This window comes from Ruania suaedae (assembly GCF_021049265.1).
Taxonomy (GTDB): domain Bacteria; phylum Actinomycetota; class Actinomycetes; order Actinomycetales; family Beutenbergiaceae; genus Ruania; species Ruania suaedae.
Genome location: NZ_CP088018.1, coordinates 2,905,406 through 2,918,433, shown reverse-complemented (window position 1 = coordinate 2,918,433; position 13,028 = coordinate 2,905,406). Strand labels below are relative to the sequence as shown.

11 protein-coding genes are annotated in these 13,028 nt (G+C 71.0%); 10 read left to right on the top strand and 1 reads right to left on the bottom strand.

Going from position 1 to position 13,028, the window contains the following annotated elements:
* Positions 1 to 22: 22 nt before the first annotated feature.
* Entirely contained in the window at positions 23 to 1,321 is a 1,299-nt protein-coding gene (locus LQF12_RS13440; protein ID WP_231053416.1) for an isochorismate synthase, read from the bottom strand.
* Positions 1,322 to 1,409: 88 nt separating this feature from the next.
* Here LQF12_RS13440 and LQF12_RS13435 point away from each other — a divergent pair, with 88 nt between their 5' ends.
* The 10 genes from LQF12_RS13435 to nuoH all read left to right on the top strand — a co-directional run bounded on the left by LQF12_RS13435 (position 1,410) and on the right by nuoH (position 13,000).
* A complete protein-coding gene (locus tag LQF12_RS13435; protein ID WP_231053415.1) occupies positions 1,410 to 2,102 on the top strand; it encodes a demethylmenaquinone methyltransferase in 693 nt (230 codons plus the stop codon).
* Positions 2,103 to 2,395: 293 nt separating this feature from the next.
* Positions 2,396 to 3,691, top strand: coding sequence for a geranylgeranyl reductase family protein (locus LQF12_RS13430; RefSeq protein ID WP_231053414.1), 1,296 nt, complete (start codon positions 2,396 to 2,398; stop codon positions 3,689 to 3,691).
* Between the two features lie 46 nt (positions 3,692 to 3,737).
* Positions 3,738 to 4,097: an NADH-quinone oxidoreductase subunit A gene (locus tag LQF12_RS13425; protein ID WP_231053413.1), complete on the top strand. Its 360-nt coding sequence runs from the start codon at positions 3,738 to 3,740 to the stop codon at positions 4,095 to 4,097.
* A gap of 12 nt (positions 4,098 to 4,109) precedes the next feature.
* A complete protein-coding gene (locus LQF12_RS13420) occupies positions 4,110 to 4,667 on the top strand; it encodes a NuoB/complex I 20 kDa subunit family protein (protein WP_231053412.1) in 558 nt (185 codons plus the stop codon).
* Between the two features lie 85 nt (positions 4,668 to 4,752).
* Positions 4,753 to 5,517 carry an NADH-quinone oxidoreductase subunit C gene (locus tag LQF12_RS13415; RefSeq protein ID WP_290370700.1) on the top strand — a complete coding sequence of 255 codons (765 nt, stop codon included), beginning with the start codon at positions 4,753 to 4,755 and terminating at the stop codon, positions 5,515 to 5,517.
* Positions 5,517 to 6,881: an NADH-quinone oxidoreductase subunit D gene (locus tag LQF12_RS13410; protein WP_231053411.1), complete on the top strand. Its 1,365-nt coding sequence runs from the start codon at positions 5,517 to 5,519 to the stop codon at positions 6,879 to 6,881. Before LQF12_RS13415 ends, LQF12_RS13410 begins: the two co-directional genes overlap by 1 nt.
* Entirely contained in the window at positions 6,881 to 7,717 is an 837-nt protein-coding gene (nuoE, locus tag LQF12_RS13405; protein ID WP_231053410.1) for an NADH-quinone oxidoreductase subunit NuoE, read from the top strand. Before LQF12_RS13410 ends, nuoE begins: the two co-directional genes overlap by 1 nt.
* Positions 7,714 to 9,018: an NADH-quinone oxidoreductase subunit NuoF gene (nuoF, locus tag LQF12_RS13400; RefSeq protein ID WP_231053409.1), complete on the top strand. Its 1,305-nt coding sequence runs from the start codon at positions 7,714 to 7,716 to the stop codon at positions 9,016 to 9,018. Before nuoE ends, nuoF begins: the two co-directional genes overlap by 4 nt.
* Positions 9,015 to 11,663: an NADH-quinone oxidoreductase subunit G gene (locus tag LQF12_RS13395; protein ID WP_231053408.1), complete on the top strand. Its 2,649-nt coding sequence runs from the start codon at positions 9,015 to 9,017 to the stop codon at positions 11,661 to 11,663. The genes nuoF and LQF12_RS13395 overlap by 4 nt, the downstream gene beginning before the upstream one ends.
* Positions 11,660 to 13,000 (top strand): NADH-quinone oxidoreductase subunit NuoH, encoded by a 1,341-nt coding sequence (nuoH, locus tag LQF12_RS13390; protein ID WP_231053407.1) that lies wholly within the window; start codon positions 11,660 to 11,662, stop codon positions 12,998 to 13,000. The genes LQF12_RS13395 and nuoH overlap by 4 nt, the downstream gene beginning before the upstream one ends.
* Positions 13,001 to 13,028 lie beyond the last annotated feature (28 nt).

Below are 13,028 nucleotides of genomic sequence, written 5' to 3'. Positions count from 1 at the left end.
TCGACCTGAGGGCGCGGAGGGGTCAGTCGCCGAGTGCGGTGCGCATGGGTTCGAGCTTCGCCTCGGACTCGGCGATCTCGGCCTCCGGATCGGAGGCGGCGACGATCCCGCACCCGGCGAACAGCCGCAGCGACCGGCCGTCCGGGGCGACCTCGGCCGAGCGCAGGGCGATTCCCCACTCGCCGTCACCGTCCGCGCCGAGCCAGCCGACCGGGCCGGCGTAGCGGGCGCGGTCCATCCGCTCGTGGCGGCCGATGACCTCGGCGGCGGTCTCGGTGGGTGTCCCGCACACCGCCGCCGTCGGGTGCAGCGCGGCGGCCACCTGCAGCGAGGACATCTCACCGTGGGGCTCGTCCAGCACCGCGGTGACGTCGCTGGCCAGGTGCATGACGTTCGGCAGGTGCAGGACGAATGGCGCGTCCGGGGCGTTGGTGGAGGCCGCGTAGGGCTCCAGCGATCGCGTCAGCGAGTCGACCGCGAACTCGTGCTCCTCGAGATCCTTGGACGATCGCGCCAGCGACGCGGCACGGGCGAGGTCGGCCTCGTCGTCACCGGTGCGCTGGATCGTGCCGGCCAGCACCCGCGAGGAGATCAGCCCGCGCTCGCGCCGCACCAGCAGTTCCGGGGTGGCGCCCACCAGCGAGTCGACGGCGAACGTCCAGCACATCGGGTAGTCCGAGCCGAGCGTGGCCAGCAGCCGCCGCACATCCAGCGGGCCGTCGAGCCGGGCGGTGACGTCGCGCGCCATCACGACCTTGGCCACGTCACCGGAGCGGATCAGCTCCACGACCTCGCGCACCGCTTCGCCCCAGGTGCCGGGGTCGAGTGCGCCGTCGGTGTAGGTGACCGACGGCCGCGGCAGCGGCTCCTGCCGGGAGGTGCGCAGCGCCGTCGGGTTGGGCGGGGGCTGCAGCTCCGAGGCGGAGGTGATGGTGGTCAGCCAGGCGTGGCAGCCGCGGCGTCCCGCCACCACCCGCGGCACCACGAGCACGCCACCGGCCTCGGATCCGGCGGAGAAGGCGAAGGAGCCGAATGCCACCGGTCCGGTCCCCGGCTGTCGGACCTCGTCGCGCACGACCATGTGCCCGGCGAGCTCGCGCCAGCGGCGGTCGGCCTCGGCGAACCGATCGGCCCCCGAGGTCTCGATCCGTAGCGCCTCACCCCATCCGACGATCCCCTCGCCGCGGCGCACCCAGGCGAGCGCGTCCGCCGGCTCGGCGGAGGGGAGCAGGTCGAACAGGTCGCCGATCGCCTGCGCCGGCACGCTGATGGTGCGGGCGAGCAGGGTCGGTGGCCAGGGGTCCACGGCGGCGTCGGTCATCGCTTTCCAGCCTATTCCGCGCGCGCGGGGCCGGGCCCGCCCGGGCTCGTGATGCTGGTCACGCGCGGGGGTGCGCGATGATGGGGGTATGTCACGAGCCAGCCTGGCCAAGGATCCGCGCGAGGTCGCGGGCATGTTCGACGGCGTCGCCCCCGCCTACGACCTCACCAACGACGTGCTGTCGATGGGGATGGACCGGCTGTGGCGCCGCCGCACCCGCGAGGCGGTCGGCGCCGTGCCGGGGGAGCGGGTGCTCGACCTGGCGGCCGGCACGGGGACCTCGAGCGAGGCGTACGCCGACGCGGGCATCGAGGTGGTGCCGTGCGACTTCTCGGCCGGCATGGTCGCCGTCGGCAAGCGCCGGCGTCCCGACCTGAACTTCGTCGTCGGGGATGCCACCGCGCTGCCATTCGCCGACGAGGTCTTCGATGCGGTCACGATCTCCTTCGGGTTGCGCAACGTGGTCGACACGACGACGGCCCTCACCGAGATGCTCCGGGTCACCAGGCCCGGGGGGCGCGTGGTGATCTGCGAGTTCTCGACGCCGCCGAACCCGCTCTGGCGCGGGGTGTACGGGACCTATCGGGACCATGTCCTGCCGCGGGTGGCGTCGGTGGTGAGCTCGAACACCGATGCCTACTCCTACCTCTCGGAGTCCATCGCCGACTGGCCCGACCAGCGCGGCCTCGCCGGCCTGCTGCACGAGGCCGGCTGGCGCGGTGTCGGCTATCGCAACCTCAGCGGCGGCATCGTCGCGCTCCACCGGGCACGCCGCCCGTGAGCCGGACGCCGTCGTGGTCGCGCATGAGTGCCGTGGCGGCCTGGGCGTCCTCGCGTCTCGGAGGATCCACGCCGTCGCCCGTCGGTGAATTACGACACTGACGCGTCGCAAAAAATCCGCGAGAATTCGGGCCAAAGTCAGGCCGAGCGTGGTCTCAGCCCACGCTCGGCTCGGGGTAGCCTAGGCACCGAGAACCGACCCGCGGACGCAGGTTCGGGGCTCCGTCCTGGCCGCGTGCAAGCGCAGAGCCGAAGGGCATCAGGATTCAACGACGAGATGCAGGGTGGGAGAGCGTGCGCACCACAGCCGACGACGCCGACGTGATCGTCGTGGGCGCCGGCCCCGCCGGCGCGGCCAGCGCGCACTACCTCGCCTCGGCCGGCCTCGAGGTGCTGCTGCTCGAGAAGGCAACCTTCCCGCGGGACAAGATCTGCGGCGACGGCCTCACGCCCCGAGCGGTGGCCGAACTGGTGCGCATGGGCGTACCGATGCGCGCCGAGGACGGCTGGATCCGCAACCGCGGGTTGCGCGTGATCGGCGGCGGCCACACGATCCACCTGCCCTGGCCGGAGATCGAGCGCTACCCGAGCTACGGGCTGGCGAAGGCTCGCACCGACCTCGACTCCACGCTCGCCTTCCACGCGCGCAGTTCCGGGGCCAAGCTGCTGGAGGGCGTCAACGTCACCGGTCCGCTCCTGGACGAGCGCACCGGCCGGGTGATCGGCGTGCAGGCCAAGGTGGTGGACGCACGGGGACGCCGGGTGGACGCCGATCCGCTCACGTTCCGCGCCCCGGTGGTCCTCGGCGCCGACGGCGTCTCCGCCCGGATGGCGACGGCACTGGGCCTGGCCAAGAAGGACGACCGGCCGATGGGGGTCGCGGTGCGGACCTACTTCCGCACCCCCCGCCACGACGACGAGTGGATGGAGTCCCACCTCGAGCTGTGGGACGGAGAGCCCGGCAGGTCCCAGCTGCTGCCCGGCTACGGCTGGATCTTCGCGCTCGGGAACGGCCTGGCCAACGTCGGGCTCGGGTCCGTCAGCTCGACGGCCAGGGCCACCCAGCTCGACTACCGCTCGCTGCTGGCCGCGTGGATGCGCAACGCCCCGCCCGAGTGGGAGTTCACCCCCGAGAACCAGGTGGGCCCGGTCCGTGGCGCGGCGCTGCCGATGGCCTTCAACCGGCAGCCGCTGTACACCCGCGGCCTCATGCTGGTGGGCGACTCCGGGGGCATGGTCTCGCCGTTCAACGGGGAGGGCATCGCCTACGGGCTGCAGGCCGGCCGCGTGGCGGCGGATGTGATCGCCCAGGCGTTCGCCCGTACGAGCGACGAGGCCCGCGAGCGCACCCTCGCGACCTACGCGGACCGGATGCGGGAGGACCTCGGCGGCTACTTCACGCTGGGACGGGCCTTCGTGACGATCATCGAGAACCCCCGGGTGATGCGGCTGTGCACGAAGTACGGGCTGCCGCGCCCGACGCTGATGAAGATCGTGCTGAAACTGCTCTCCGACTGCTACGACACCAAGGGCGGGGACGTGACCGATCGAGTGATCACGGCGCTGACGAAGGTGGTGCCCGCGGCATGACTGACCGGGCACCTCGGACGCCGTCGGACACCTGGAGGATGAACGCATGACGAACCCGTACGTTCCGCTGCTGGTCATGGGCCTGCTCGCGCTCGTGTTGGGCCTCGGCGGGCTCCTCTCCAGCATGGTGATCGGCCCGAAGCGCTACAACAGGATCAAGGTCGACGCCTATGAGTGCGGGATCCAGCCGTCCCCGCACGCCGCGACCGGGCGCTTCCCGGTGAAGTACTACATCGTCGCGATGACCTTCATCATCTTCGACATCGAAGTGGTCTTCCTCTACCCGTGGGCGGTGGCGTTCACCGAGCTCGCGACGTTCGGGCTGATCGCCATGATCGCGTTCCTCCTGCTCATCACCGTGCCATTCGTGTACGAGTGGCGCCGTGGCGGGCTGGACTGGGACTAGGAAGGAGCTGCAATGGGACTCGAGGACAAGCTGCCTGCCGGCTTCATGCTCGGCAAGGTCGAGGATCTGGTCGGGTGGGTGCGGTCGTCATCGATGTGGCCGGTCACCATGGGCCTGGCGTGCTGCGCCATCGAGATGATGGCGGCAGGTACGTCCCGCTTCGACATCTCCCGGTGGGGGATGGAGGTCTTCCGCGCCTCCCCGCGCCAGGCGGACCTGATGATCGTCTCGGGCCGGCTGAGCCACAAGATGGCACCGGTGATCCGGTCGGTCTATGACCAGATGTCGGACCCGAAGTGGGTCATCTCCATGGGCGTGTGCGCCTCCTCCGGTGGCATGTTCAACAACTACGCCATCGTGCAGGGCGTCGACCACGTGCTGCCGGTCGACATCTACCTGCCGGGCTGCCCGCCGCGCCCGGAGATGCTGATCAACGCGATCCTGGAGCTGCACGAGCAGGTGGTCAAGCAGGAGCCGCTGGGCGCCAACCGTGCCGAGGTCCGGCGTGCGGTGGAGGCGGCGGCGCTCGAGGCGACGCCGACGCACCAGATGAAGGGGCTGTTGGCGTGAGCGCGAGGAGCCCCCGTGGAGGGGCGGCGAGGAACGAGCTGCACCGGAGCGAGGCACCGCAGCGCTCAGGCAAGGAGGATGTGGCGTGAGCGATGAGCAGGACAAGCACGTCACCCCGCCCTCCCAGGAGGCGCAGGAGGCCGGCTCCCAGCACCTGGAGCAGGTGAGCGAGACCGCCGGCCGGGCGCCGCTCGACGTCGTCGAGGTCCGCGAGGGCATGTTCGGGGTGCGCGGCACCGGGGACACCTCCGGCTACGGCGGTCTGCGCCGGGTGGTGGCCCTGCCCGGCCCGAGCCAGCGGCCCTACGGCGGCTACTTCGACGAGGTGGTCGACATCCTCGCCGAGGTGCTCGAGGAGGCCGGGGTGGCCTACGACGACGCGATCGAGAAGGTGGTCGTCTTCCGCCAGGAGTGCACCCTCTTCGTGCGCCGTGAGCACCTGCCGGTGGTGGCCCGCGCGCTGCGCGACGACCAGGACCTGCGGTTCGAGCTCTGCCTGGGCGTCTCGGGCGTGCACTACCCGAAGGACGAGATGCGCGAGCTCCACGCCGTGTATCCGCTGTTCTCGATCACCCACAACCGTGCGATCCGCCTCGAGGTCGCAGTGGCGGACGCCGATCCGCACATCCCCACGATCATCGACGTCTACCCCGCCAACGACTGGCACGAGCGGGAGGCCTGGGACTTCTTCGGCCTCGTGTTCGACGGCCACCCGTCCCTCGCGCGGATCCAGATGCCCGACGACTGGCCCGGGCACCCCCAGCGCAAGGACTACCCGCTCGGCGGCATCCCGGTCGAGTACAAGGGCGCCACGGTGCCCTCCCCGGACAACCGGAGGTCGTACAACTGATGTCCACCACCTCTTCCACCTCCAGTCCCAGGGCCACCGGCCCCATCGGCGACACCGGCGGCGCCCGCGAGTACACCGCCACCGGCGGCGACTGGGACGAGATCAGCGCCGACGCGATGGCGAACCCGGACGAGCGCATCGTCGTCAACATGGGACCCCAGCACCCCTCGACCCACGGCGTGCTGCGGATCGTCCTCGAGATCGAGGGCGAGACGGTCACCGAGGCGCGCGGCGGGATCGGCTTCCTGCACACCGGCATCGAGAAGAACATGGAGTACCGGACCTGGACGCAGGGGGTCACGTACTGCACCCGCATGGACTACGTGGCGCCGCTGTTCCAGGAGGTCGGGTACTGCCTGGCGGTGGAGAAGCTGCTCGACATCACCGATGACGTCCCCGAGCGCGCCAGCCTGATCCGCGTGCTGATGATGGAGCTCAACCGGATCTCCTCCCACCTGATCGCGCTGGGCACCGGCGGCAACGAGCTCGGTGCGACCACGATGATGACGATCGCGTTCACCGCGCGCGAGGACATCCTGCGGATCTTCGAGTCGATCACCGGCCTGCGGATGAACCACGCCTACATCCGGCCCGGAGGCGTGGCCGTGGACCTGCCGCCCGGCGCCACCCAGATGGTGCGCGAGTACATCCCGCAGATCCGCGACCGGATCGGGCAGCTGGAGAAGCTCACCCTGAAGAACCCGATCTTCCTGGGACGCCTGCAGGGAGTGGGCTACCTGCCGCTGGCGGGAGCGATGGCGCTCGGCGCCGCCGGACCCATCCTGCGCTCGGCGGGGTTGCCGTTCGACCTGCGCAAGTCCCAGCCGTACTGCGGCTACGAGACCTACGACTTCGAGGTGCCCACGCACACCGACGCCGACTCCTACGCCCGCGTGGTGCTGCGGTTCAAGGAGATGCGCGAGTCGCTGAAGATCGTCCAGCAGGTCATCGCCCGGCTCGAGGCCCAGGACCGCAAGGGCAAGCACCCGGTGATGGTGGCCGACAAGCGCATCGCGTGGCCGGCGCAGCTCTCGGTCGGCAGCGATGGACAGGGCAACTCCCTGGACCACATCCGCACGATCATGGGCACCTCGATGGAGGCGCTCATCCACCACTTCAAGCTCGTCACCGAAGGCTTCCGCGTGCCCGCGGGGCAGGTGTACCAGCAGATCGAGCACCCCAAGGGCGTCCTCGGGGTCCACCTCGTCTCCGACGGCGGGACGCGCCCCTACCGGGCGCACTTCCGGGACCCGTCGTTCAACAACCTGCAGACCCTCGGGATGATGTGCGAGGGCGGCACGATCGCCGACGTGGTGGTCGCCGTCGCGTCCATCGACCCGGTGATGGGAGGGGTGGACCGCTGATGGCCACATCCATGACCAGCTATCCCGCCGACGTCGCCGACCGCCTCGGCCGCGACGCCCAGGAGATCCTGGGGCGCTACCCCCAGCCCCGCTCGGCGTTGCTGCCGCTGCTGCACCTCGTCCAGTCCGAGGACGGCTACGTCAGCCCGGCCGGGATCGGCTTCTGCGCCGATGTGCTGGGCTTGTCCCGGGCATCGGTCTCGGCCGTCGCGACGTTCTACAGCCAGTACAAGCGCCACCCCAACGGCACCTACACCGTCGGCGTGTGCACGAACACGCTGTGCGCCGTGATGGGCGGGGACGCGATCTTCGACCACCTCTCGGCCACGCTGGGGATCGGGCACGACGAGACCACCGAGGACGGCACGATCACGCTGGAGCGGGTGGAGTGCAACGCCGCCTGTGACTACGCCCCCGTGATGGTCATCAACTGGGAGTTCTTCGACAACCAGACCCCGACCTCGGCGGCGGAGACGGTGGGCAAGCTGCTGGCCGGCGAGCCGGTCACCCCGACCCGCGGCGCGGACCGGGTGGCCACCTTCAAGGAGGTCTCCCGTGTGCTGGCCGGCTTCGAGGACGGCCACGCCGACGAGGGCCTCGGCGCCGGGTCGGCGACCCTGGTCGGTCTCGAGCTCGCCCGCCGGAACAACTGGCGTGCACCCGGCACCGACGAGGCCGAGGAGGCCGCCGGTCCGCAGGTAGCGGCCGAGGCCGCCGCCCTGGGCCACGACCCCGTCGGCGACGAGGGCTCGAGCGCCGAGCGCGAGCCGCGCACGCCCGGGGACGCCGACGCCGATCCGGTCAAGAGCACCGACGAGGAGGGCACGAACTCGTGAGCACCCTGGCCCCGATCCTGAGCGACCTGTGGGATGTCCCGCAGTCGTGGAAGCTGGACACCTACGTCGACCGCCGCGGCTACGACGGGCTCCGCACCGCGTTGCAGACCGATCCGGCCGACCTGATCACCATGGTCAAGGACTCCGGTCTGCGCGGCCGTGGCGGTGCCGGCTTCCCGACCGGCCTGAAGTGGTCCTTCCTGCCCCAGCCCGACGGCGGCCCGCGCTACCTCGTGGTCAACGCCGACGAGTCCGAGCCGGGCACCTGCAAGGACATCCCGCTGATGCTGGCCAACCCGCACGCCCTGATCGAGGGGGTGGCGATCACCTCCTTCGCCATCGGGTGCCACCACGCCTTCATCTACCTGCGCGGGGAGGTCGTGCACGTCTACCGCCGGCTGCTCGCCGCCGTGCGCGAGGCCAAGGCGGCCGGCTACCTGGGCTCGGACATCCTGGGCACCGGTTACGACCTCGAGGTGACGATCCACGCGGGCGCCGGCGCCTACATCTGTGGTGAGGAGACCGCGCTGCTGGACTCCCTCGAGGGCCGTCGCGGCCAGCCCCGGCTCAAGCCGCCGTTCCCCGCCGTCGCGGGCCTGTACGCCCGGCCCACGGTGGTCAACAACGTCGAGAGCATCGCCTCGGTCCCCGGCATCGTGCGTCACGGGGCCGACTGGTTCGCCTCGATGGGCACCGAGAAGTCCAAGGGCCACGGGCTGTTCTCCCTCTCCGGCCACGTGACCCGTCCGGGGCAGTACGAGGCGCCGCTGGGTATCACCTTCCGCGAGCTGCTGGACATGGCCGGCGGGATCCGGGACGGGCACGAGCTGAAGTTCTGGACGCCGGGTGGTTCCTCCACGCCGATCCTGACGGCCGAGCACCTCGACGTCGTCCTCGACTACGAATCGGTGGGGGCGGCCGGCTCGATGCTGGCCACCCGTGCCCTGCAGGTCTTCGACGAGACGACCTCGGTGGTGCGCTGCGTCACCCGCTGGATCGACTTCTACCAGCACGAGTCGTGCGGGAAGTGCACCCCCTGCCGGGAGGGCACCTTCTGGCTCAAGCAGATCCTGCAGCGACTGGAGGCAGGCGAAGGCACCGAGTCCGACATCGAGCTGCTGCTCGACGTGGCCGGGAACATCGAGGGCCGGTCGTTCTGTGCGCTGGGCGATGCGGCCGCCACGCCCGTCAAGAGCGCCATCAAGTACTTCCGGGACGAGTTCGAGCAGGGCCTGCACACCCCCGCCTGGGAGCTGTTCCCCTACGAAGCCAACGCCGCGTTCACCGGAGTCACCTCATGACCGCCACGACGAGCACGTCCAGCGACGCCGTCGCCAAGCCCGACGACGTCACCCTGACCATCGACGGCGTCGAGGTCAGCGTCCCCAAGGGCACGCTGGTGATCCGCGCCGCCGAGCAGATCGGCGTCCAGATCCCCCGGTTCTGCGACCACCCGCTGCTCAAGCCCGCCGGCGCCTGCCGCCAGTGCCTGGTCGAGGTCGCGGCCCCGGATCGGGAGGGCAACGTCCGCCCGATGCCCAAGCCGCAGACCTCCTGCACGCTGGAGGTGATGCCGGGGATGCAGGTGAGCACCCAGCACTCCTCGGAGGTGGCCGAGAAGGCCCAGCGGGGCCAGATCGAGTTCCTGCTCATCAACCACCCGCTGGACTGCCCGGTCTGCGACAAGGGCGGGGAGTGCCCGCTGCAGAACCAGGCACTGTCCAACGGCAGCGGCACCTCGCGCTTCACCGGCGTCAAGCGCACGTTCCCGAAGCCGATCAAGATCTCTACCCAGATCCTCCTCGATCGCGACCGGTGCATCCTGTGCCAGCGGTGCACCCGCTTCTCCGACGAGATCGCCGGTGACCCCTTCATCGATCTGCAGGGCCGCGGCGGCGGGACCCCGGGCAGCAGCGACGACCATGGCCTCCCGGCCCAGCAGATCGGCCGCTTCGACGAGGCGATCCTCGGCTTCGCCGGTGGCGTGGAGGCTCCCGACCACGAGACCGTCGGACCCGGCGGGGAGCCCGCCCTGGCCGCGGGCACGGGGGAGAGCACCCCGACGCTCGGGGCAGCCGCCCTGGACACCTCCGGACGACCGTTCGCGTCCTACTTCTCCGGCAACACCATCCAGATCTGCCCGGTCGGCGCACTCACCTCCGCCTCGTACCGGTTCCGCTCGCGCCCGTTCGACCTGGTCTCCACCCCGTCGGTGGCCGAGCACGACGCCTGCGGCAGTGCGATCCGCATCGATCACCGCCGCGGGGTGGTGCTGCGCCGGCTGGCCGGCGACGACCCGGTGGTCAACGAGGAGTGGATCACCGACAAGGACCGCTTCGCCCACCCCTGGCAGAGCGCGCCGGACCGGCTGACCCACCCGCTCGTGCGGGACGAGGAGACCGGTGAGCTCGTGCCGACCAGCTGGTCGGAGGCCGTGCACGTGGCGGCGCGTGAGCTCGCGGCCGCGGCCGGCCGGGTCGGGGTGCTGCCCGGTGGGCGGCTGACGGTCGAGGACGCCTACGCGTGGTCGAAGTTCGCCCGCGTCGTGCTCGCCACCAATGACGTCGACTTCCGCGCCCGCGCGCACTCGGCGGAGGAGGCCGACTTCCTCGGCCACCGGGTCGCCGGGTCGGCGATGGATGTGACCTTCCGCGACCTCGAGCGCGCCGGTGAGGTCCTGCTCGTCGGGCTCGAGCCCGAGGAGGAGGCCGGCACGATCTTCCTGCGGCTGCGCAAGGGCGTCCTCGCGGGAACGGTGCGGGTGAGCACGATCGCGCCGCTGGCCTCCCGAGGCTCGACGAAGCTGCGCGCGGACCTGCTCCAGACCGCTCCCGGCGGCGAGGCCGCCGTCCTGGGCGCGCTGGCCGACGGCGCCACCGAGGCCGCGGGGATCGACCTGGGCGACCTGGCGGACCGGCTGCGCGGTGGCGTGATCCTGGCTGGCGAACGCCTCGGCGGTGTCCCCGGCGGGTTCACCGCGCTGCAGCGCCTCGCCGCAGCCAGCGGCGCCCGCCTCGCCTGGGTCCCCCGGCGTGCGGGTGACCGCGGCGCCGTCGAGGTGGGCCTGCTGCCCGGCATGCTGCCCGGCGGCCGGCCGGTCGCCGACCCCCAGGCACGGGTGGACGTGGCCGCGGCGTGGGGCGTGGAGCGGCTGCCCGAGCGGGCCGGACGCGATCTGACAGCGATCCTGCAGGCCGCCCGCGACGGCGACCTGGGCGCGCTGCTGGTCGGCGGGATCGAGCTCGACGACCTGCCCGACCCCCGGCTCGCCGAGGCCGCCCTGGCGGCCGTGGGCACGGTGGTCCAGCTGGAGGTGCGGCGCTCCGCCGTCACCGGCTACGCGGACGTGGTCCTGCCGGTGGCGCCGCCGGCGCACAAGACGGGCACCTTCCTCACGTGGGAGGGGCGGCCACGCCCGTTCGAGGCGGTCTTCGACGATCACGCCCTCAGCGATGCCCGGGTGCTCGACATGATCGCGGCCGCGGCCGGCTCCGACCTCGGTGCGCGCCACCTGGACGGCCTCTGGGCCGAGCTGGCCGAGTTCAGCGGCTGGGACGGCGAGCGTGCGCCGGCACCGGACGTCGACGCCGCGCCGGGCACCCCGGCGGGTACCGCGCCGGGGACGGCGCTGCTGGCCACCTGGCGCCTGCAGCTGGACTCCGGGCGCGGGCAGGACGGCGAGCCGCACCTGGCCGGCACCCAGCGCCGGGCGGTGGCCCATGTCTCGGCCGCGACCGCGGCCGAGGTCGGGGTGCTCGAGGGCCAGACACTGCGCGTGAGCGGTCCGGCCGGGTCGATCGAGCTGCCCGTCTCGATCCTGGCGATGCCCGACCGGGTGGTCTGGTTGCCGCAGCACTCCCCAGGATCTTCGGTCCACCGCATGCTCGGGACGGGCGCGGCGGGCGTCGTCGACCTGTCCGCCACCACCTCGGAGGTACAGCGATGAGCCCATCGGTCGTTCCCGTGCTCGCATCGGCGGGTGGTGCGGACTTCTCGGCCGACACGATCGGCCTGGTGTTCATCAAGGCTGCGGCGATCCTGGTCTTCCTGCTGCTCTCGGTGCTCTTCGCGCTGTGGTTCGAGCGGCGGATCATCGGGCGCTTCCAGCAGCGCCTGGGTCCGAACGTGCGCGGTCCCTTCGGTCTGGTGCAGTCGATCCCGGACGCCCTGAAGCTGCTCCTCAAGGAGGACATCAACGTCAAGGGTGCGGACAAGCTCATCTACCAGGTCGCCCCGTTGATCTCGGTGTTCTGTGCGTTCATGATCTTCGCGATCATCCCGTTCGGCCCCGCGGTGCAGATCCCGTTCACCGATATCGTCACGCCGCTGCAGCTCACTGACCTGCCGGTGTCGGTGCTCTACTTCCTCGGCATCGCCGGCCTTGGCGTCTACGGCATCGTGCTCGGCGGTTGGGCCTCGGGATCGACGTACCCGCTGCTCGGGTCGGTGCGATCGACGGCGCAGGTCATCTCCTACGAGCTGGCGATGAGCCTGTCCCTGGTCAGCGTGCTGATCGTCGCTGGGTCGATGTCCACCTCCGAGATCGTGAACTCGCAGACCCAGTTGTGGTGGTCGGTCGCGCTCGCCCCGGCGTTCGTGATCTACCTGATCTCGATGACCGGGGAGGTCAACCGGCTCCCGTTCGACCTGCCCGAGGCCGAGGGCGAACTGGTTGCGGGATACACCACCGAGTACTCCTCGATGAAGTTCGCCTGGTTCTTCCTCGCCGAGTACATCAACATGCTGAACGTGTCGGCGATCGCGACCACGCTCTTCATGGGCGGCTGGCGTGCGCCGTGGCCCCTCTCGTCCATCAACGACGGCATGTTCAACGAGGGCTGGTGGCCACTGCTGTGGTTCCTCATCAAGCTCTGGGGCTTCATGTTCTTCTTCGTGTGGCTGCGCGCGACCCTGCTGCGCTTCCGCTACGACCAGTTCATGAACCTGGGCTGGAAGATCCTCATCCCCGTGGCGCTCGCCTGGGTGGTCGGCGTGGCCGCGATCCAGGGTCTGCGTCAGTTCACCGACATCAGCCTGCAGACCTTGTTGTTCGCTCTGGCCGGAGCACTGGTGCTGTTCGCCGTCGTGCTGATGCTCATCCCCGAACGCAAACGGGAGGCGGTGGACCCGCCGGAGGAGGAGAAGCCCTTCGACGCCTTCGCCGGCGGATATCCCGTGCCGCCGCTGCCCGGCCAGACCCTGCCTCCCTCGCCCCGGCGGGCGAAGGTGACCGCGCCGGCCGACGCCGGTCCCGCCACCGACAAGGAGAACACCGATGGCTGACTCCAAGAAGCGTGGGCGCAGCCCCGAG